Annotated in this window: 19 protein-coding genes; 10 read left to right on the top strand and 9 right to left on the bottom strand. The window is 73.6% G+C overall.

What is annotated here, in order from left to right; genetic code table 11:
* Positions 1–128 precede the first annotated feature (128 nt).
* The 3 genes from ACZ7FF_RS27320 to dmpI form a co-directional block, all read right to left on the bottom strand.
* Positions 129–1,343, bottom strand: a complete 1,215-nt coding sequence (locus ACZ7FF_RS27320; RefSeq protein WP_470815113.1) for an acyl-CoA dehydrogenase family protein — start codon at positions 1,341–1,343, stop codon at positions 129–131.
* A 201-nt stretch (positions 1,344–1,544) separates the two neighbouring features.
* Positions 1,545–2,582, bottom strand: a complete 1,038-nt coding sequence (locus ACZ7FF_RS27315) for a phosphotransferase family protein (RefSeq protein ID WP_470815112.1) — start codon at positions 2,580–2,582, stop codon at positions 1,545–1,547.
* Between the two features lie 135 nt (positions 2,583–2,717).
* A complete protein-coding gene (dmpI, locus tag ACZ7FF_RS27310) occupies positions 2,718–2,900 on the bottom strand; it encodes a 4-oxalocrotonate tautomerase DmpI (RefSeq protein ID WP_452983933.1) in 183 nt (60 codons plus the stop codon).
* 243 nt (positions 2,901–3,143) lie between these two features.
* Here dmpI and ACZ7FF_RS27305 point away from each other — a divergent pair, with 243 nt between their 5' ends.
* From ACZ7FF_RS27305 to fabG, 3 genes are all read left to right on the top strand, one after another.
* Positions 3,144–4,724 (top strand): FAD-dependent oxidoreductase, encoded by a 1,581-nt coding sequence (locus ACZ7FF_RS27305; protein ID WP_470815111.1) that lies wholly within the window; start codon positions 3,144–3,146, stop codon positions 4,722–4,724.
* Between the two features lie 78 nt (positions 4,725–4,802).
* A complete protein-coding gene (locus tag ACZ7FF_RS27300) occupies positions 4,803–5,192 on the top strand; it encodes a PPOX class F420-dependent oxidoreductase (RefSeq protein ID WP_470815109.1) in 390 nt (129 codons plus the stop codon).
* Positions 5,193–5,220: 28 nt separating this feature from the next.
* The gene (gene fabG / locus ACZ7FF_RS27295) at positions 5,221–5,982 is read left to right on the top strand and encodes a 3-oxoacyl-ACP reductase FabG (RefSeq protein WP_470815108.1); all 762 of its coding nucleotides are present in this window, start codon (positions 5,221–5,223) and stop codon (positions 5,980–5,982) included.
* 62 nt (positions 5,983–6,044) lie between these two features.
* On the opposite strand, the gene ACZ7FF_RS27290 is transcribed toward fabG, so the two are convergent.
* Both ACZ7FF_RS27290 and ACZ7FF_RS27285 read right to left on the bottom strand, forming a co-directional pair.
* Complete coding sequence (locus ACZ7FF_RS27290) at positions 6,045–6,818, bottom strand: SDR family oxidoreductase (RefSeq protein ID WP_470815106.1); 774 nt, start codon at positions 6,816–6,818, stop codon at positions 6,045–6,047.
* A 73-nt stretch (positions 6,819–6,891) separates the two neighbouring features.
* Positions 6,892–7,554, bottom strand: coding sequence for a response regulator (locus ACZ7FF_RS27285; RefSeq protein ID WP_470815105.1), 663 nt, complete (start codon positions 7,552–7,554; stop codon positions 6,892–6,894).
* A gap of 168 nt (positions 7,555–7,722) precedes the next feature.
* On the opposite strand from ACZ7FF_RS27285, the gene ACZ7FF_RS27280 reads away from it, so the two are divergent.
* The 4 genes from ACZ7FF_RS27280 (at position 7,723) to ACZ7FF_RS27265 (ending at position 12,022) form a co-directional block, all read left to right on the top strand.
* A complete protein-coding gene (locus ACZ7FF_RS27280) occupies positions 7,723–9,273 on the top strand; it encodes an acyl-CoA carboxylase subunit beta (protein WP_470815103.1) in 1,551 nt (516 codons plus the stop codon).
* The gene (locus tag ACZ7FF_RS27275; protein WP_470815101.1) at positions 9,270–9,488 is read left to right on the top strand and encodes an acyl-CoA carboxylase epsilon subunit; all 219 of its coding nucleotides are present in this window, start codon (positions 9,270–9,272) and stop codon (positions 9,486–9,488) included. Before ACZ7FF_RS27280 ends, ACZ7FF_RS27275 begins: the two co-directional genes overlap by 4 nt.
* 168 nt (positions 9,489–9,656) lie before the next feature.
* Complete coding sequence (locus tag ACZ7FF_RS27270) at positions 9,657–10,586, top strand: zinc-binding dehydrogenase (RefSeq protein WP_470815547.1); 930 nt, start codon at positions 9,657–9,659, stop codon at positions 10,584–10,586.
* Positions 10,587–10,615: 29 nt separating this feature from the next.
* Entirely contained in the window at positions 10,616–12,022 is a 1,407-nt protein-coding gene (locus ACZ7FF_RS27265) for an MFS transporter (protein WP_470815545.1), read from the top strand.
* 85 nt (positions 12,023–12,107) lie between these two features.
* On the opposite strand, the gene ACZ7FF_RS27260 is transcribed toward ACZ7FF_RS27265, so the two are convergent.
* The 3 genes from ACZ7FF_RS27260 to ACZ7FF_RS27250 form a co-directional block, all read right to left on the bottom strand.
* On the bottom strand, positions 12,108–12,899 hold the full coding sequence (locus tag ACZ7FF_RS27260; protein WP_470815099.1) for an enoyl-CoA hydratase/isomerase family protein: 792 nt from the start codon (positions 12,897–12,899) through the stop codon (positions 12,108–12,110).
* On the bottom strand, positions 12,890–15,109 hold the full coding sequence (locus ACZ7FF_RS27255) for an acetate--CoA ligase family protein (RefSeq protein WP_470815097.1): 2,220 nt from the start codon (positions 15,107–15,109) through the stop codon (positions 12,890–12,892). The genes ACZ7FF_RS27260 and ACZ7FF_RS27255 overlap by 10 nt, the downstream gene beginning before the upstream one ends.
* Before the next feature lie 95 nt (positions 15,110–15,204).
* On the bottom strand, positions 15,205–16,392 hold the full coding sequence (locus tag ACZ7FF_RS27250; protein ID WP_470815095.1) for a flavin-containing monooxygenase: 1,188 nt from the start codon (positions 16,390–16,392) through the stop codon (positions 15,205–15,207).
* A gap of 167 nt (positions 16,393–16,559) precedes the next feature.
* Between ACZ7FF_RS27250 and ACZ7FF_RS27245 the strand changes: the two genes are divergently transcribed.
* Both ACZ7FF_RS27245 and ACZ7FF_RS27240 read left to right on the top strand, forming a co-directional pair.
* Complete coding sequence (locus ACZ7FF_RS27245) at positions 16,560–17,012, top strand: DoxX family membrane protein (protein WP_470815094.1); 453 nt, start codon at positions 16,560–16,562, stop codon at positions 17,010–17,012.
* Positions 17,009–17,416 (top strand): Zn-ribbon domain-containing OB-fold protein, encoded by a 408-nt coding sequence (locus tag ACZ7FF_RS27240; protein ID WP_470815092.1) that lies wholly within the window; start codon positions 17,009–17,011, stop codon positions 17,414–17,416. Before ACZ7FF_RS27245 ends, ACZ7FF_RS27240 begins: the two co-directional genes overlap by 4 nt.
* A gap of 35 nt (positions 17,417–17,451) precedes the next feature.
* Here the strand turns inward: ACZ7FF_RS27240 and ACZ7FF_RS27235 are convergent, their stop codons facing one another.
* Complete coding sequence (locus ACZ7FF_RS27235) at positions 17,452–18,120, bottom strand: pyridoxine/pyridoxamine 5'-phosphate oxidase (RefSeq protein WP_470815091.1); 669 nt, start codon at positions 18,118–18,120, stop codon at positions 17,452–17,454.
* A 193-nt stretch (positions 18,121–18,313) separates the two neighbouring features.
* Here ACZ7FF_RS27235 and ACZ7FF_RS27230 point away from each other — a divergent pair, with 193 nt between their 5' ends.
* Positions 18,314–19,273: a magnesium transporter CorA family protein gene (locus ACZ7FF_RS27230; RefSeq protein ID WP_470815089.1), complete on the top strand. Its 960-nt coding sequence runs from the start codon at positions 18,314–18,316 to the stop codon at positions 19,271–19,273.
* Positions 19,274–19,364 lie beyond the last annotated feature (91 nt).

The raw sequence follows: 19,364 nt of genomic DNA, 5'->3' as shown, positions 1-19,364 counted from the left end.
GGACGGAGAACGGGAGGCATGGGCCGTCGGGTACCGAATAATCCGGTGACCGGTACCCCGGGTACCGGCCCGTAATGCCGAAAAAACCGCCCCTCCGTATGGAGAGGCGGTCCGGGGGAAACGGCGGCTTAATTGTCCGTGTACCGGCGCAGTTCCCGTTTCGCCAGCGAGGCGCGGTGCACCTCGTCGGGGCCGTCGGCCAGGCGGAGGGTGCGCGCGTGGGCCCACAGCTCCGCCAGCGGGAAGTCCTGGGAGACCCCGCCGCCGCCGTGCGCCTGGATCGCCTTGTCGAGGACCCACTCGGTCATGGCCGGCACCCCGATCTTGATGGCCTGGATCTCGGTGTGGGCGCCCCTGTTGCCGACGGTGTCCATCAGGTACGCCGTCTTCAGCACCAGCAGGCGTGCCTGCTCGATGCGGACCCTGGCCTCCGCGATCCACTCGCGCACCACGCCCTGTTCGGCCAGCGGGCGGCCGAACGCGACCCGGCGGCTCACCCGCACGCACATCAGGTCGAAGGCGCGTTCCGCCATGCCGATCAGCCGCATGCAGTGGTGGATCCGGCCGGGGCCGAGCCGGGCCTGCGCGATGGCGAACCCGTCGCCCTCGCCGGCGATCAGGTTCTCGGCCGGTACCCGTACGTTCTCGAAGACCACCTCGCCGTGCCCGCCGTGCGGTCCGTCGGTGTAGCCGAAGACGTGGACGCCCCGCTTCACGTGCACGCCCGGGGTGTCCCGGGGCACCAGGATCATCGACTGCTGCCGGTGGCGGGGCCCGTCGGGGTCGGTCTTGCCCATCACCACCAGGAGTTCGCACTCCGGTGCCATCGCGCCGGACGACCACCACTTGCGGCCGTCGACGACGTACGAGTCCCCGTCCCGGCGGATGCGGGTGGCGATGTTCGCGGCGTCCGAGGAGGCGACGTCCGGCTCGGTCATGCAGAACGCGGACCGGATCGCCCCGTCCAGCAGCGGCTTCAGCCAGCGGTCCTGCTGCCCGGGCGTGCCGAAGAGGGCCAGCACCTCCATGTTCCCGGTGTCGGGGGCCGCGCAGTTGACGGCCTCGGGGGCGATGAAGGGGCTGCGGCCGGTGATCTCGGCGAGCGGCGCGTACTGGAGGTTGGTCAGCCCGGCGCCGAACCGGTCGTCGGGCAGGAAGAGGTTCCACAGCCCCTGGCGCCGCGCCTCGTCCTTGAGTTCCCGCAGGACCGGGGGCCGCCCCCAGGGGTGCCCCGCCGCGTGCTGGGCGTGGAACACGGGCTCGGCGGGCAGCACGTGCTCGTCGAGGAAGGCGCGCATACGACCGCGCAGCTCCTCGGTCCGGTCGTCGTAGGAGAAGTCCATGGCGTGTCTCCGATGTCTGGGTGGTCTGGGGGCGGGCCGCCGGCACGGGGAGGTCGGCCTGCGGGTGTTGGGGCGGGGCGAGGTGCGTGGCGGCGGACGGGTACCGGTCGTGCTGGTCGCCCCCTTCCCCCCACCCCGGGGCGGGGCGGTCCGCGCGGACGCCCGGCGCGGGGCCGGTCGGCGGGCCGGTCCGCTCCGGGGTCAGCCGGCCGTGTCGAGGGACTCGTGGCCGCGGGCGATCAGGAGGGGGACGGCCGAGGCCAGGTCGGCGGACTCCTCACCGACGGTCAGGCCCTGCACGGTGCGGCAGTGGATGCCCTCGAGGATCGCGGCGAGCTTGTAGAAGGCGAACGCGGTGTACCAGCCGAGGCGTTCGAGGCCGGCCGGGTGGTGGACGGCGTACCGCTCCACCAGCTCGCGGCGGCCGGGCCAGCCGGGCAGCGCGCCCGGGGTGGCGACGGGGGAGCGGTCGGCGCCCGCGAATCCGTCCCAGTACATGCACAGCATCCCCAGGTCGGCCAGCGGGTCGCCGAGCGTGGACATCTCCCAGTCCAGGACGGCGGTGACCAGGCCGGGCTCGGCCCGGTCGAACAGCACGTTGTCCAGCTTGTAGTCGCCGTGCACGAGCGCGACCGCCCCGGAGTCCGGGCAGCCGGCCGCGAGCCGGTCGTTGAGCAGGTCGGCGCCGGGCACCTCGCGGGTGCGGGAGGCCTCCCACTGCCGGCGCCAGCGGGCCACCTGCCGCGCCATGAAGCCCGCCGGGCGGCCGAAGTCACCGAGCCCCACCTCGGCCGGGTCGACGGCGTGCAGCAGGGCCAGGGTGTCGACGAGCGCGTGCGTGGTGCGCACCGCCGACGCCGGACCCAGCGGCGCGAGGTCCGCGTCGCCGCGGTAGGTGATGCCGTCGGCCAGCCCCATCAGGTAGAACGGCGCCCCGAGCACCGCCGGGTCGGTGCACAGCCCGTACGTCCGCGGCACCGGGACCCCGGTCGGGCCGAGCGCCGTCAGCACCCGGTGCTCGCGGGCCATGTCGTGCGCGGTGGCCAGGACGTGCCCGAGCGGCGGCCGGCGCAGCACCAGGACGCGGTCGCCCCAGTCGAGCCGGTAGGTCAGGTTGGACCGCCCGCCGGCCAGCGGCCGCACCGCGCCCAGCGGGCCCCGGCCGGGCAGATGGGCGTCCAGCCACGCGGCCAGCCGGCTGGTGTCGACGCCGTCGGCGGCGGTGATGGTGTCCGGCACGGTGCTCTCACTCTCCTGCTCGCGAGGAAGCGCCGCGGTCCCGGCGCCGTGAGGGGCGTCCGGGACCGCGGCCGGGGGAAGGGGGAAGGGGAACGGGGGAGATAAGGGGGGTGTCCAGCTGTCGGGGGTGGGGGCTCAGCTGTCGGCGACGAGCTTGCCCGCGTTGGCCCAGCTGTCCGCCGGAACCTCCTGGATCCAGACCTGAACCGTCTCGGCCGGGATCTTGTACGCGTCGACGAAGGCGTCCGTGATGCGGGCGACCAGGTCGCGCTTGAGCTCGACGTCGCGCGGACCCTGCTGAACGGTCACGATCGGCATTTCTTCCTCCGGGAATTCGAGGGGGGGATTTCTCTGAGCGATTACCGGGCCGCTTTTCGGCGTTTTCCCCGGCACGTCCAGAACGTTAGGAGCGCCCCGCGGCCCCCGGCAAGGAATGTGCTCCCTAGGCGGCCCCCCGATGTCTCTTTGGAAACACGCGTCCGGGGCCCCGCCCGTGCCCGCGCCTACATTCGGCAGCACCCGAGTCCGCAGAATTCTTCGCTTCCCATGTGGGGTATGACCGTGACGCAGACAGAAGACCGCCCCGTTCTCGTCGTCGGAGCCGGCCCCGTCGGCCTGACCGCCGCCACCGAACTGCTCCGTCGCGGCGTGCCCGTACGCTGCGTGGACCGGTCCTCGGGCCCCTCGCCGCTGACCAAGGCCCTCGCGGTGTGGCCGCGCACCCTGGAACTGCTGCGCCGGCTCGGCGGCGGCGACCGGATCGAGGAGTACGGCCTCCCGATCGAGTCCCTGCGCTACCACTCGCTGGGCCGCGAGGTGGCCCGCATCCGCTTCGACGAGCGCACCCGCCCGGTGACCCTGCCCCAGCCCGACGTGGAGGCACTGCTCGCCGAGGCGCTGGCCGGCGCCGGCGGCAAGGTGGAGTGGGACACCGCGCTCGCCGCGCTGGAACAGCACGCCGACGGGGTGCACGCCACCCTGCGCGGCCCCGACGGCACCGAACTGCGCGAGGAGTTCGCCTACGTCGTCGGCTGCGACGGCGCCTCCAGCACCGTGCGGGAGACGCTCGGCATCCCCTTCGAGGGCAGCACCTACGAGAACCTGTTCGCCCTCGCCGACGTCCGCGTCGAGGGCCCCCTGGTGCACGACGCCAACTACTACTACTGCGGCCCCAAGGGCATCGTCGTCCTGGTCGGGCTGCCCGGCGGCCGGTTCCGGGTGTTCACCGCCGCCCCGCCCGGCACCGCCCGCGAGGACATCGACCTGCCGCTCATCCAGCGCCTGGTCGACGACCGCGGACCGGGCGACCTGCGGCTGACCGATCCGACCTGGACGGCCGGCTTCGCCGTGCACGCCCGGCACGCCGGACGCACCCGGGAGGGCCGGGTCTTCCTCGCCGGGGACGCCGCGCACATCCACAGCCCGGCGGGCGGCCAGGGCCTCAACACCGGTGTGCAGGACGCCCACAACCTCGCCTGGAAGCTGGCCCTCGCCCACACCGGCCGGGCCGGCGGCCCGCTGCTCGACAGCTACGCCGCCGAGCGCGAGCAGGTCGCGCGGACCGTGATCCGCCAGGCCGATCTGCAGACCCGCGCCTGGACCCCGGTCAAGCGCCGCCATGTCGCCCTGCGGGACGCCGCGTTGCGCACCGCGTCCGCGCTGCGGCTGTTCGGCGTCGGCTACGTACCGGGCCTGGCCGGCCTCACCACGGTCTACCGCGAGGGCGTCGCCGTGGGCCCGAAGCACAGCGCCGGCGGCTTCACCACCGGCGCTCTCGTGCCCGACCTGCCGGTGTGGGACGAGCGCACCAAGCGGCGCACCCCGCTCCGGCTCGCCCTGGACGACCTGCGCCTGACGCTCCTCGTCGCGGCCCCCGCCGGCACCGCCGCGCCCGACGCGGCGCTCGCCCTCGCCGATGAACTCCGGGCGCGCCACGGCGACCTGGTCGACGTGCGCCACCTGGACACCACCCGGCACGCGCTCTCCGACGACCCGCCCGCCGCCCCCTACCTGCGCCGCGCGGACGGCCGCTGCACCCTCGCCCTGACCCGCCCCGACGGCTACGTCGCGGTGTGCGGCGCCGGGGACGCGCCCCACCTGGTGCGCGACTGGCTGCGCACCGCCCTCGCGCAGGGCGCCTGAACCGTCCCACGTCAGCGGCCGCCTCCCCGGCCGTCACACCGGATGTCACCCCGGATGTCACCTTGGAAAGGAATCCCCATGTCCGTGATCCCCGAGTCCCACGCCGATCTGCTCGAACGTCCCCTGTTCGGCCACCTCGGCACCCTGCGCCCCGACGGCACCGTGCAGGTCAACCCCGTCTGGTTCCGCTGGGACGGCGAACTGCTCTGGTTCACCACCGAGAAGCGGCGCCACAAGTACCGCAACATCGTGAAGAACCCGCAGGCCACCCTGTCCGTGAACGACCCCGGGCAGCCCTACCGCTACCTGGAGGTGCGCGGCACGGTCGAGGAGATCGTCGACGACTCCTCCACCGACGGGTTCTTCGCGCTCGCCGACCGCTACGGCATGACCTTCGAACGCCCCATCGCCGACGCCCCGTACCGCGTCCTGCTGGGCCTGCGCCCGCAGCACGCGACCTACCAGTGACCACCGCCTCGTGAAGGGAACCAGACCGATGTCCACCACCCCGCAGCGGGTCGCCGTCGTCACCGGAGCCGCCCGCGGCATCGGCGCGGCCACCGCCGAACGCCTGGCCGCCGACGGGCACGCCGTCGCCGTGCTCGACCTGGACGCCGCCTCCGGCGCCGAGACCGTGCGGCGCGTCGAGAAGAACGGCGGCAGGGCGATCGCCGTCGGCGCCGACGTCTGCGACGAGGCACAGGTCGAGGCGGCCGTCGCCCGGATCGCCGCGGAACTGGGCGCCCCGGCGATCCTCGTCAACAACGCGGGCGTGCTGCGCGACAACCTGCTGTTCAGGATGAGCGTCTCCGACTGGGACACCGTCGCGAACGTGCATCTGCGCGGCGCCTTCCTGATGACCCGCGCCGTGCAGGGGCACATGGTCGACGCCGGGTACGGCCGGATCGTCAACCTCTCCTCGTCCTCCGCGCTCGGCAACCGCGGCCAGGCCAACTACTCGGCCGCCAAGGCGGGCCTCCAGGGCTTCACCAAGACCCTCGCCATCGAGCTGGGCAGGTTCGGCATCACCGCCAACGCCGTGGCCCCCGGCTTCATCGCCACCGAGATGACCAAGGCCACCGCCGACCGCATGGGGATCACCTTCGAGGAGTTCCAGGAGCGCTGCGCGGCCGACATCCCGGTGCGCCGGGTCGGCACCCCCGCCGACGTCGCCGAGACCGTCTCGTTCCTCACGGGCGAGCGGGCCGGGTTCGTCTCCGGGCAGGTGCTGTACGTCGCCGGCGGCCCGCTCTGCTGAGCGTCCCGGGCGTACGCGAAGGGGGCCGGTGCGTGACGCACCGGCCCCCTTGGGGCAGCCGCTCAGATCCCGCCGCCCGCCGCGATCAGCCCGCCGTCCACCGTCAGGGTCTGCCCGGTCACCCAGGAGGCGTCGTCCGAGGCCAGATAGGCGACCGCGGCGGCGATGTCCTCCGGGGTGCCGAGCCGGCCCAGGGCGTAGCCCGCGGCCACCTCCTGCTCCCGGTCCTCGTACAGCTTCGCCGCGAACCGGGTCTTCACCACGGCCGGGGCGACCGAGTTGACCCGGATCCGGGGGCCCAGCTCCTGGCCGAGCTGCTCGGTCAGATGGATCAGCGCGGCCTTGCTCGCGCCGTACGCGCCGATGCCCTCGGCCGGCCGCAGCCCGGCGACGGCGGTCATGTTGACGACCGCGCCACCGTGCTCGCCCATCCAGGCCGCACGGGCCCGGCGCAGCCAGCCGAGCGCGGCCAGCACGTTGACGTCGAACAGCTTTCGCAGGGCGGCCTCCTCCAGGTCCAGCACCGGTCCGAACACCGGGTTGATCCCGGTGTTGTTGACCAGCACGTCGAGCCTGCCGAAGGTCTCCACGGCCCGGGCGACGGCCTCGGCCTGGTGGGCGGGGTCGTCGGCCCGGCCGGCCACGGCGACGGCGTGCCCGGGGCCGCCGAGCAGGGTGACCGCCTCGGCCAGCGGCTCGGGAGAGCGCGCCGTCAGACAGACCCGGGCGCCCTCGGCGACCAGCCGCTCGGCGACGGCGAGACCGATGCCGCGGCTGGCCCCGGTGACGAGGGCGACCCGGCCCTGGAAGCGGGGACGGGAGACAGGGGTGGTCACGGTGAGTTACCTCCATGAATGGCATGAGTAAAAGGAGCAGAGGGCCCCGGGAAAACCGGGGGAACAGGTTTCTTCAGGATGCCCGGACCGTCGCGCCGTGCCCGGCCAGCAATTCCCGCCGGTTCGCCACGCCGAGCTTGCGCAGCACATTGCTCACATGGTTCTTGACGGTCTGTCTGGCCACATGCAGTTCGGTCGCTATCTCGTCATTGGAATAGCGGGCCAGCAGCAGCCCGAGCACCTGCTGCTCGCGTGCCGTCATCCCCGGCACCCGGGTCTGCTCCGGCACGCGGGGCGCCTCGTCGCGCTGCCCGCGCAGGTACCAGACGGGCCGGCCCACCGCGAGGGTCTCCACGGCGTGCACCAGCCGCTCGGGGGAGGCCGAACGGTGCACGAACCCGTCCGCCCCGCCGGTCAGGCACGCGGCCACCACGGCCGGGTCGTCGGCGCCGGTGAACACCAGCACGCTCGGCGGCCGCGACAGCCGTTTCACCTGATGGCACAGGCGTACGCCGTCGCCGCGGCCCAAGAGGTCGACATCGGTCACGAGCAGGTCGGCGCGCAGCCGGCGCACCAGCTCCACGGCGGCCTGTCCACTGTCGGCCTCCCGGGCGTCGTCGAGGGCGCCGGAGTGCCTGAGCAGCGAGGCCACCGCCGTCCGGGAGACCGGGAACGGATCGGCCACCACCGCCACGCGGTACCGGGACAGTGAGGCCGCCCCATCGTCCTGTGCCATCACCCCTCCTTCCAGCGGGTGCGGGGAATGCGAACGTAATCCGCCACCGCGGAAACCGGTCCGGAAAATGGCGCGAAGGTGCCCGGTGAATGTCTCTTTCGAGACCCTGTCCTGTATTCCGCCGCCGCTTTCCGCCTAGCGTGCACAGCAGTTGAAAGGAGTGCGCAGATGGCGTTGCGTGAACGGCTCGGCGAACTCGCCGAAAGGAAACAGAAGGCGGCCGAAGGGCCCGGGGCGGCGGCCACCGAACGGCAGCACGCCCGCGGCAAGCTCACCGTCCGTGAGCGGCTCGACCTCCTGCTGGACAAGGGCTCGTTCACCGAGGTGGAGGGGCTGCGCCGGCACCGGGCCACCGGCTTCGGCCTGGAGGAGAGAAAGCCGGACGGCGACGGCGTGGTCACCGGCTGGGGCACCGTCGACGGCCGTCAGGTCTTCGTCTACGGACACGACTTCCGCGTCTTCGGCGGCGCCCTCGGCGAGGCCCACGCCCAGAAGATCCACAAGATCATGGACCTGGCGGAGGCCGCGGGCGCCCCGTTGGTGGCGCTCAGCGACGGCGCGGGCGCCCGCATCCAGGAGGGCGTGACCGCGCTCGCCGGCTACGGCGGCATCTTCACCCGCAACGTCCGCATGTCCGGTGTGGTCCCGCAGATCAGCGTGATCCTCGGCCCCTGCGCGGGCGGCGCCGCCTACTCGCCGGCCCTCACCGACTTCGTGTTCATGGTGCGCGGCACCGCGCAGATGTACATCACCGGACCCGACGTGGTGCAGGCCGTCACCGGCGAGCGGGTCGGCCACGACGAACTCGGCGGCGCCGACGTCCACTCCGCGCTCTCCGGGGTCTCCGCCTTCCTCCACGAGGACGAGGAGTCCTGCCTGGCCGACGTGCGCCACCTGCTGTCGCTGCTGCCCGCCAACAACCGCGAGCTGCCGCCCGAGGAGCACACCGCCGATCCGGTGGACCGGCCCTGCGACGCCCTGCTCGACCTCGTGCCCGAGCACCCGAACCAGGCGTACGACATGCGCCGGGTGATCGAGGAGATCGCCGACGACGGCGACTTCTTCGAGCTGCACGAGCGCTGGGCGCCCAACCTGATCGTCGCCCTGGCCCGGCTCGGCGGGCAGGTCGTCGGGATCGTCGCCAACCAGCCGCAGGTCCAGGCCGGTGTGCTGGACATCGCCGCGTCCGAGAAGGGCGCGCGGTTCGTGCAGTTCTGCGACTCCTTCAACATCCCGCTCGTCACCCTCGTCGACGTGCCCGGCTTCCTGCCCGGCACCGGCCAGGAGCAGGACGGCATCATCCGGCGCGGCGCCAAGCTGCTGTACGCCTACTGCGACGCGACCGTGCCCCGGGTGCAGGTCATCCTGCGCAAGGCCTACGGCGGCGCCTACATCGTCATGGACTCCCGCTCCATCGGCTGCGACCTGTCCTTCGCCTGGCCGACCAACGAGATCGCCGTGATGGGCGCCGAGGGCGCGGCGAACGTCGTCTTCCGCCGGGAGATCGCCGCCGCCGACGACCCCGCCGAGGCCCGCGCCCGCCGGGTGGCCGAGTACCAGGAGCGGCTCATGCACCCGTACTACGCCGCCGAACGCGGCCTCGTCGACGACGTCGTCGACCCCCGGGACACCCGGGCCGTCCTCGTGCGCTCCCTGCGGATGCTGCGCGGCAAACACGCCCACCTGCCCGAACGCAAGCACGGGAACCCGCCGGTATGAGCGCGACCGAGAGCCCCGCCGCCGTGCGCGTGCTGCGCGGCCACGCCGAACCCGACGAACTCGCCGCCGTACTGGCCGTGCTGCACGCGCTCGCCGCCCGCGACGCCCCCGGCGCGCCCGCACCGGCCGGCGCCCGCCCCCGCGCGACCTGGCGCCGCCCCCGGCGCCACCCGCACACCGGCACCTGGCGCACCCCGCCGATGTCACTTAGGTGACACCGGGGCCGTACCTCGGTGGCACTTCCCTTGAGCGGGCGCGGGCCCGGTTCCTAGCGTGCTGAGCACCGGGCCGCAGCGCCCGACCCCCGGACCCCCCCAAGCCCCTTGCGCAGAACCCAGGAGTCAGTCATGCCCGCAGTCGCCCAGCCCGCAGCGGACCGCCCCATGCGGGCGCTGCTGCCCACCGGCCGGCCGGAGGAGATGGTCGAGCCCGGCACGGCCGAACTGCCGCGGCCCGCGTCCGACGAGGCGCTCGTCGAGGTCAGGGCGTTCTCCGTGAACCGCGGCGAGGTCTTCCAGCTGCACGGCCCGCTGCGGCCGAACGGCGCCCGCCCCGGCAAGGACATCGCCGGCGTCGTCGTACGCGCCGCCGCGGACGGCTCCGGACCGGCCGCCGGCACCCGGGTCGTCGGCCACCCGCCGGCGTGCGGCTGGGCGCAGTACGCGGCCGTCCCCACCCACTCCCTCGCCGAACTCCCGGGCGACGTCGCCTTCGAGACCGCCGCCGCCCTCCCGCTGGCCGGCCTCACCGCGCTGCGCCTGCTGCGCGTGGCCGGCCCGGTCACCGGACGGCGCGTCCTGCTGACCGGCGCCTCCGGCGGCGTCGGCCACTACGTCACCGAACTCGCCGCCGGCCAGGGCGCCGAGGTCACCGCCGTCACCGCCACCGCCGAACGCGGCAAGCGGCTCGCCGACCTCGGCGCCACCGTCGTCCACGACCTGGACGAGGTGACCGGCGGCCCCTTCGACATCGTCCTGGAGTCGGTCGGCGACACCTCCACCCCGCGCGCGCTGGCCCTGCTGAAGGAGCGCGGACAGCTGATCTGGTTCGGGCAGGCCTCCCGCAAGCCCGCCGAGCTGAGCTTCTTCAACTTCTTCAAGGGCCCCCGCTCGGCCACCGTCCGCCACTTCCACTACGAGCACTTCGACGAGCCGTTCGGCGACGACCTGCGGACCCTGGTCCGGCTCGTCGCCGAGGGCCGGCTCACCCCCCACATCGGCCGCACCGAGGACTGGGCGCACACCGCCGCCGTCCTCGGCGACCTGCGCGACCGCCGCGTCGTCGGCAACGCCGTGCTCACCGTCAGCGCCTGAAACCCGTCCCCCACCACGATTGGAACGTGATGGCCACCACCGCCGTAGAGGCGCCCGCCACCCCGCAGGCGACGCGCATGACCTCGCGTCAGCGCCTGCTGCTGACCCTGCTGCTCGGCTCGCAGTTCATGCTGGCCGTGGACTTCTCCATCCTCAACGTCGCCCTGCCCGACATCGGCAAGGGCCTCGGCTTCTCCCTGGCCAACCTGCAGTGGATCTCCACCGCGATGATGCTGCCCTCGGCCGGCTTCACCCTGCTCTTCGGCCGTCTCGCCGACCTCGCGGGCCGGCGCCGCATGCTGCTGATCGGCATGGGCCTGCTGGCCGCCGGCTCCCTCGTCGGCGGGCTGGCCACCAGCCCCGGCATGCTGCTCGGCGCCCGTGTCGCCCAGGGCCTCGCCTCCGCGCTCGCCACCCCGGCGGCCCTCTCCCTGCTGACCACCTCCCTGCCCGAAGGCCCCCTGCGCGACGAGGCGCTCGGCCTCAACGGCACCCTCATCTCGGCCGGGTTCACCGTCGGCGCGATCTTCGGCGGCATCCTCACCGACCTGCTGAGCTGGCGCTGGGCCTTCTTCATCAACGTGCCCGTGGCCATCGCGATCCTGTTCGCCGCGCCCTCCGTGATCCCGGAGAGCCGCGGTGAGCGCACCAAGCTCGACATCCCCGGCGCGATCACCGTCACCGGCGGACTCCTCGCCCTCGTCTACGGCGTCACCGAGGCCGGCCAGCACGGCTGGACCGACCCCGCCGCCCTGTCGACCATCGCCGCCGGAATCGTCCTGCTCGGCGCGTTCTGGCTGATCGAACTGCGCGCCAAGGCGCCCCTGGCCCCGGTCCGGGTGCTGACCCGCCCGACCGTCAAGTGGGGCAACTTCGGCGGCCTGATCACCTTCACCATGGAGAGCTCGGTCATCTTCCTGCTGACCCTGTACCTCCAGGAGGTCTTCGGCTACAGCCCGCTGCAGACCGGCCTCGCCTTCTGCGGCATCGGCGTCGCCGCCTTCGTCGGCGGCATGACCGCCCCGCGGCTCATCGGCCGCTTCGGCAACCGCGCCGTCCTCGGCGCCGGACTGCTGCTGCAGGCCGTGGCCACCGGCGCCCTGTTCCTCGTCGGCAACGGCGGGGGCGGCGCCCTCGCCCTGATGCTGGCCGCCTCCTCGGCCGGTGCCTTCGGCCACATCTCGGCGATCGTCGGCTACATGGTCACCGCCACCTCGGGCCTGCCCGACGGCGAGCAGGGCCTGGCCACCGGCCTCGCCTCGATGACCCAGCAGGTCGGCATCACCATGGGCATCCCGGTGCTCAGCTCCGTCGCCACCGCCCGGATGAACGCCACCGGCTCCACCCTGACCGGCATCCACACGGCCCTGCTGGTCGACGCGGCGATCGTGCTGATCGGCTCCGCGCTGGTCACCACCGGACTGCGCCGCCGCTGACCCACCCCGCACCCCCCGGGCAGGGCCCCGGGCCACTCCGCGGACGACGACGTCCCGGAGCCGGCCCCGGGCCCTGCCCGTGCGGTCAGCGCCCCCGGAAGTCCGGACTGCGGCGCTCCGCGAACGCCCGCAGCCCCTCGGACGCGTCCCACGTCGTCAGGTTGATCTCCTGGGCGGCCGCCTCGGCGGCGAAGGCCGACCCCCGGTCGGCGTCGAGACAGGCGTGCACCAGCTGCTTGGTCAGGGCGAGGGCCCGGGTCGGCCCGGACGCCAGCCGCGCCGCCCACGCCCGGGCCGTCTTCTCCAGCTCCCCGTCCGGGACGACCCGGTTGACCAGCCCCAGCCGCTCCGCCTCCGCCGCCGGGACGGCGTCCCCGAAGAACATCAGCTCCTTGGCCCGCTGCGGGCCGACCAGCCGGGGCAGCAGATAGGCGCCGCCCCCGTCCGGCACCAGCCCGCGCCGCACGAACACCTCGACGAAGCGGGCGGACTCGGCGGCCAGCACCAGATCGCAGGCGAGCGCGAGATGAGCGCCCAGCCCGGCCGCCGTACCGTTCACGGCCGCGACCACCGGCTTCTCGCAGTCCAGCACGGCGGCGATCAGCCGCTGGGCGCCGACGCGCAGGGTGCGGGCGACGTCCCCGGGGATTCGCTCCCTTTCGGCGGCACCGCCCCGCAGATCCGCGCCCGCGCAGAACCCGCGCCCCGTCCCGGTGAGGACCACCGCCCGTACGTCCGGGTCGGCGGACGCCTCCGCCAGCAGCCCGACGAGCCGGTCCCGCAGGGCGGGCGTGAGGGCGTTCAGCGCCTCGGGCCGGTCGAGGATGAGGTACGAGACGTGCTCGCGGACCTCGTGCGCGATCCCGCTCACCGGCACACCACCAGCGCGTCCAGCGCCACCGCGCCCTGCCCCCGGGGCAGCACCAGCAGCGGGTTGATGTCCAGCTCCGCCATCCGGTCGCCGAGTTCGAGCGCCATGCGCTGGACGCGCAGGACGACCTCGACCAGGGCGTCCAGGTCGGCGGGCGGCCGGCCGCGCACGCCGTCCAGCAGGGCCCGGCCGCGCAGCTCCGAGAGCATGTCCCGGGCCTGCTCCTCGGCGAACGGCGGCACCCGGACCGCACAGTCGCGCAGCACCTCGACCAGCACCCCGCCGAGCCCCACGGTCACGGTCGGCCCGAACAGCTCGTCCTGGGTGACCCCGACGACCATCTCCACACCCTGCTCGACCATCTGGCACACCAGGACGCCGTCCAGCGGCACCCCCTCGTAGCGGGCGATGTCGGTCAGCTCGCGGTAGGCGTCCCGGACCTGGCTCGCCGAGGTCAGGCCGATCTTCACCAGGCCCAGCTCGGTCTTGTGCGCGATCTTCCCGCCGGACGCCTTCATCACCACCGGGTAGCCGACCTGCGCCGCCGCCCGGACCGCCGCCGCGGCGCTGGTCACCAGCTGCTCGCGCGGCACCCGGATGCCGTAGGCGCGCAGCAGCTGCTTGGCCGCGTGCTCGCTGAGCTGCCGGCCCGGCCGCATCAGGGCCTGCACCTTGCGGCAGGACGGGGAGGGGGTGCGGGGGGCCTCGTCGAAGGGCGAGCGGTACTCGCCGGTGAAGCGGTGGTGGGCCAGCCAGGCGCGCACGGCGGTGAGGCAGTTGCCGACGGTGCGGAAGGTGGCCACGCGGGAGGAGCCGAGCAGCACCTCACGGTAGGCGGCCTCGGTGCCGACCGGCGAGCCCCACACCACGCACACCAGCTTGTCGGTCTCCTCGGCGGCCTCGACCAGGTCCCGCACCAGTTTGTCGCTGAGCGGCGGGAAGGGCCCGGTGACCGGGCAGATCAGCACGCCCACCTGCGGGTCGGCGAGGATCGCGTCGATGATCCGGCGGCCCCGCCAGTCGCCGACCGGATGCCCGCCGTTGTCCACCGGGTTGGCCACGCTCAGGTACTCCGGTATCCACTGGTGCAGCTCGGCCTGCTTGGCTGCGGAGAGCCGGGGCAGCCCCAGCCCGGCCGCGGTGGCGAGGTCGGCGACATGGGCGCCGGTGCCGCCGGAGATGGAGTAGACGGCGACGCCCTCGGCCAGCGGGGCGCGGGCGCGGGCCAGCAGGGCGGCGGTGTCCTGGAGTTCGTCGAGCCCGTCGACGCGGATCACCCCGTACTGGCGCATGGCCGCGTCCACCACGTCGTCGGCGCCGGTGAGCTTGCCGGTGTGCGAGGCCGCCGTGCGCGACCCGGCCTCGGTCCGGCCCACCTTCACCGCGACGACGGGCACCTTGCGGCGGGCGGCGCGGTCGGCGGCCAGCAGGAAGGACCGGCCGTCCGCCAGGCCCTCCACATAGGCGGCGATGGCGCCGACCTCGGGCTGCTCGGCGAACCAGGAGATGAAGTCGGCGGTCTCCAGGTCGGCCTCGTTGCCGGTGGGCGCCCAGTGCGAGAGCCGGATGCCCAGCTCCTGCAGCGCGAACACCGGCCGGCCCTGGTGCCCGGACTGGGTGATCAGCGCGATCGCCGGTCCCTGGAGGTCGTCCCGGAACCGCTCGAAGGCGTTGAGGTTGGTGTTCGGGCCGAGCAGCCGCAGCCCCGACCGGCGCACGGCCTCGGCGAGCCGCCGCTGCGCCTCGGCGCCCTCCTCGCCCGTCTCCGCGAAGCCGGAGGCGAAGGCGACGGCGAACTTCACCTTGGCCTCGCCGAGTTCGCCGATCACCGGCAGCGGATCGGCCACCAGCAGCACCGCCAGGTCCACCTGCTCGGGCAGCTCGGCGACGGACGCCCGGCAGGGGATGCCGAAGACGGACGGCCGGGTCGGATGCACCGGGTGCACCCGGGCGCCGACCCGCTCGGCCCACGCCAGCAGTTGCCTGGTGATCCCGGTGTTCGGCCGCCCCTCGGCGTCGGAGGCGCCGATCACGGCGACCGACTCGGGCCGGAAGAGCCGGGCGAGATCCGGTACGTCCGCGTACAGCGGCCGCCCGCTCACGTCGAGGTCGTCGACCCGGTCGTGCACGGCGGGTCCGGGACGCTGCTCGCCGCAGGCGATGACCCGGGCCCGGCGGGAGTCGGTGGTGAGGGTGCCGTGGGTTGATCCAAGCATCGGTCCGCCCGCTCCTGTGAGACAGCACAAGTAAACTGACGCTCTGTCAGATTACAAAAGTGATGCCCCATCAGGAACGGTTCGGACCGTCAAAGTTACCGCCGGGTGCGCAGCTCCCCGGACAGACGCCTGGCGATCTTGCCGGCGTCGATGGCCAGTTCCCGGAACATTCCGCTGATCGGGTTGGTGAATCCGGTGAAGTAGAGACCCGGCGTCCCCTCGGGTGCGCGGCCGCCGTGTGCCGTCGGCCTCCCGCGCTCGTCCAGCACCCCGAGGTGCCCGACCAGTTCCTCCAGCGCCCGGGCGTACCCCGTCGCGGCGATCACCGCGTCCGGTGCGAGGCGGCTGCCGTCGGCGAGGACCACCTTGCCGTCCTCGAACGACTCCACGGCCGCCACGATCTCCACCTTGCCCCCGCGGACCGCGTCGACCAGGCCGACGTCCTGCACCGGGATGGCGCCCTGCCGGACCCTGCTGTACAGCCCGGTGTCGGGGCGCGGCAGCCCGTGGGCGGTCAGATCCGGCGTGCTCATCCGCGTCACCGGCCCGGCGAGCCGGTCCACGAGGCGCACCGGCAGCCGCCGCACCAGCACGCCCGTGTACTGGGCGGCCCAGCCGAGGGTGGAGCGGCGCAGGATGTGCGGGACGGTGCGCACGGCGAGCCGCACTCGCGCGGCCCCGCCCTCCACGAGGTCGACGGCTATCTCGGCGCCGGTGTTGCCGATCCCGACCACCAGCACGTCACGGCCCGCGTACGGCTGCGCGTCGCGGTACGCGCCTGCGTGCAGGAACTCTCCCTCGTACGACTCCTGGCCGGGCCAGTCGGGCACGCGCGGGGTGTGGTTGTAGCCGGTGGCGACCACCACCGCGCTGCCGGTCAGCTCGCGCCCGCCGGAGGCGTGCAGCAGCCAGCCGGTGCCGTCCCCGGTCCGCTCGACGCGGTGCACCTCCACCCCGGTGACGATCTCCAGCTCGTGGTGCTCGGCGTACTTCTCCAGGTAGCGCACCACGTCGTCCCGGGCCACCCAGCGCCCGAACCGCCGGGGGATCGCCAGTCCGGGCAGGGCGGACAGCCGCCGGGTGGTGTGCAGCCGGAGCCGGTCGTAGTGGCGCCGCCAGGAGTCCCCGACGTGGTCGGCCTTCTCCAGCACCACGGCCCGTATGCCCCGCGCCCGCAGCGCGTACGCGGCGGCCAGGCCGCCCGGACCGGCGCCGATCACGTACACCGGGCGGTCGGCGGGGGTCGGGGACAGGTGCGCTGTAGCGGAACGGGTGACGGCCATGCTCGGGAGCGTAACCACGCACCCGCTTGATGGGTCTCGGTCAAGACCGGAATTGGTTGCGGATTGATCACGGGTGTGCGGGTACGGTGCGTAATCGACGGAAGACCGCGCCACCGGGCTCGGTCGGGGGGTCGGCAATCCAACTGATCTGACGTACCGTCAGATCCATGGACTCGATATGGCTGGACGGCGCGGAGTGGCTGGCCGTGCTGCGCATGGGTCTCGGCCTGTGGTGGCTGGAGAGCTGGCGGCACAAGGACAAGAAGGCCTGGTTCGAGCGCGGGAGCGGCATCGCCTGGGCCGCGGACGTGGCGGGGAAGCACCGGTGGGCCCCGGTCCGGACGGGCTTCGAGACGGTGGTGAAGCCGTACCCGAAGCTCATGGCGTACGTCGTCGCCTACGCCGAACTGTCCCTGGGCCTGGGTCTGGTCCTCGGCTTCCTGACCCCGGTCGCCCTGGTCGGCGGCCTGCTCCTCAACGCGATCTACTTCGTCCTCATGATCCACGACTGGGCGGAACAGGGCCAGAACTCGATGATGGCGCTGATCTCGGCGGTCGGCCTCTTCGGCATGTGCTGGCAGACCTGGTCCCTGGACGCCTGGCTGGGGTGGTTCGGATGAGCGCGGCCCGGTACGACGTCCCCGAGGCCGACTCCCTCACCCGCCCCTACTGGGAGGCGGCGGCGCGGGACCGGCTGCTGATCCGCCGCTGCGGCGACTGCGCCCGGGCCCACCACTACCCCCGGGAGTTCTGCCCGCACTGCTGGAGCGAGCGGGTCGGCTGGGAGGAGGCGAGCGGCCGCGCCACCCTCTACACCTGGTCCACGGTGCACCGCAACGACCTGCCCCCCTTCGGCGACCGCACCCCGTACGTCGCCGCCGTGGTCGACCTCGCCGAGGGCCCCCGGATGATGACGGAGCTCGTCAGCCGCCCACCGGACGGGCTGCGGCCGGGGATGCCCCTAAGGGTGGCCTACCGGAACGGAATCCCGGTCTTCGAACCCGACGCCGAACCCGAAGCCTGAGCCCCCGCGCCCTGGGACCCGGCCGCGCACGGGTGTCACGGCCACAGCAGGCCCCTGCTCCAGCCGAACTCCGTACGGCGGTACTCCAGGCGGACGTGCTGCCTGGCGGCCTCGCCCTGGAAGAACTCGACCGCTTCGGGGCGCAGCCGGTACAGGGTCCAGGTGGGCGACGGCTCGGACGGGTTCTCGCGGGCCCTCGTCCAGGCCGCCTCCGAGGCCCGGCGCAGCTCCTCCACCGAGGGCAGCTCCTCGCTCTGCCGCCCGGTCAGCGCCGCCGCCAGCGCGCCCGTCGAGCGGGCGTGCAGATCGGCCTGGCTCTCCGTGGACGGCGCGGACACCACCGGCCCGCGCACCCGCACCTGCCGGCCCAGCACCGGCCAGTAGAAGGCCAGGGCGGCGTAGGGGTGCGCGTTCAGCGCCCGGCCCTTGCGGCTGGTGGCGTGCGTGGCGAAGGACCAGCCGTCCGGGTCGGCGCCGTGCAGCATCACGATCCGCACGTCCGGCCTCCCCTCCTCGTCCACCGTGGCCAGCGACATCGTGTGCGGCTCCGGCTGCCCGGCCGCCACCGCCTCCGCGAACCAGCTCGTGAACAGGGACAGCGGTGTCGGGGGAGCAGTCTCCGGGTCGAAGGGCGGCAGCCGCGTCACCTCGGGCGCCCATACGCGCTGGTTCCTGAGCAGGTCATGGAGATCGGTGTGTGCCATGGGCCGAGTATCCCGGCCGGACGGGACCAGGCGGCCGCGGGCCGCACGGCGCCGCCGTCCGCCGCTCACCCGTTCGGGTCGCCCGGCCCGGCACACGAGCGCACCCGAGTGCGGCGGCCCCGGCCCGCGCTCAGGCTGGGACCGTGGGCGACGGGACCGGCGGTGAGGGCGGATGATCGTAACGGTGGTGTCGATGCCGGAGGGGACCGGTACGCGTACGGACATGGCGGAGGCCCGCCGCCGGCTCGCGACGACCCGCTTCCTGCTCGTCGACGTCGAACTTCCGGACGGGGACCCGGCGGGGGACCTGGAGGAGCCGGTGGCCCGGCGGCTCGGTCTGGGCGCCGAGGAGCTGGCCTGGTTCGGCCGCACGGACGAGCCCGCCCGGGCCGACTTCCTGGGGGACATGCTCGGCCTGGTGGTGCCGCTGGTCCGCGACGACCGGGTCGAGTACGCCCACCTGGTGGCCACCGAGCGCTTCCTGGTCACCGCGCACCGGGGCCCCGCGATCCTGGCCCCGGACATCACCGCGCACGTGCGCCGGGAGCGGCCCCACGACTCCGTGGCCCTGCTCTTCCTCGTGCTCCAGGAGGCCCTGGCCACCTTCCGCCGGGCCGCGGTGGCGGCGCTGCTGGAGGTGGAGGAGCTGGAGGACGACATGTTCCAGCAGCGGCGGCCCGAGCAGGTCTACCGGCTGGCGCAGCTGCGCCGCCGCTCCGCCCTCTTGCACCACTCGCTGCTGCCCTACCTCCAGGTGGTGGACGAGGTCGTCACGCGCCGGCTGATGAGCCCCGACTTCCCGGCCGAACGTCAGCGGCTCGCCCGGGAGTTCCAGCATGCGGCGCGTCCGGTGCTCACGGCCATCGAGAGCCTCCAGGACGCCGCCCGCCGGGCCTTCGGCAGCTACTCCTCCCTCGTCGCGGGCGAGCAGAACGGCGTGATCAACCGGCTCGCCATCGTGTCCGTGATCTTTCTGCCCCTGTCGTTCCTGACCGGGTTCTTCGGCATGAACTTCACCTACCTCACCGACGAGTTGGAGAGCCGGGCCGTCTTCTGGCTGCTCGCGGTGGGACTCCAGGTGGCCGTGCTGTTCGCCGCCGCCTACGTGCTGCACCGCACCCGCATCTGGCGCAGACTGCGCGACGAGGACTAGTAGTGCTTCGTTACGTCGAGTGATCTCGCCTGGTGGTGGGCATCTTCTCCGGTATGAGGTTGGGGGAGGTGGAACGGCTCCGGGGTGAGTT

It is taken from the genome of Streptomyces sp. NPDC037126, from assembly GCF_055605965.1.
This window is presented reverse-complemented; position numbering and strand designations above follow the sequence as displayed.